Annotated in this window: 1 protein-coding gene; it reads right to left on the bottom strand. The window is 66.6% G+C overall.

Annotation, left to right across the window (positions count from 1 at the left end; genetic code table 11):
• Positions 1-285: 285 nt before the first annotated feature.
• A partial coding sequence (locus FK530_RS24580; RefSeq protein ID WP_193560363.1) for a transposase occupies positions 286-671 on the bottom strand: 386 nt, incomplete at its 5' end.

Raw genomic sequence — 671 nt, 5'->3', positions numbered from 1 at the left:
CCAGCAGCGGTGAGAGCTACAGGAAGAGCGGGGTGAGCGCGTTCACGTAGGAGTCGATGATCCCTGACCGCAGGACGTCAGGAAGGCCCAGCACCATGTGTGGGGTCAAGGAGGCGGGGCTGAGCCCTGATCCACCGTTTTGGGGTGGGTGGGTCGAGTGATTGCGTGGGAGGTCTGGTGGAAGGGTGTCGGGGTGGTGTGGGCGCGAGTGAGTCTCCGACCTCTCGTGTCGGCTTGTCCTGGGGTTCCTCGGGGTTGGGCCCGGTGGGGCTGTGTGGGTGGTGGTCAGGCCGCGATGGGCGGGTCGCTGCCGGTGGCGTGGTCCCACAGGTCCATGAGCTCCTGCTGCCAGGGCCAGTGGGTGGGGTAGTGCAGGATTCGACGCCTGGAGTGGTGGGCGATGCGGGCTGGCACCATGACCAGGCGCTGGCGGATGGTGGGCATGCGGGCGGTGTTCATGCCCGCGGCGTGGGCTGCGGCCCGGGAGATGTTGAAGGCGAGTACCGCCAGCTGCAGCCAGGCGGCGTTGGCGGTGAAGCGGCCTGAGGGCAGGTGGGCCAAGGCATTGTCCTTCAGCTCCGCCATGACTTGTTCGATGAGGGCATGGCCTCGGTGACGCTCATCAGCTTGGAGCATCGACAGGTCAGAGTTGGTGATGAAGGGGTGGTAGC

The organism is Tsukamurella conjunctivitidis, assembly GCF_007858475.1.
Classification (GTDB): domain Bacteria; phylum Actinomycetota; class Actinomycetes; order Mycobacteriales; family Mycobacteriaceae; genus Tsukamurella; species Tsukamurella conjunctivitidis.
This window is presented reverse-complemented; position numbering and strand designations above follow the sequence as displayed.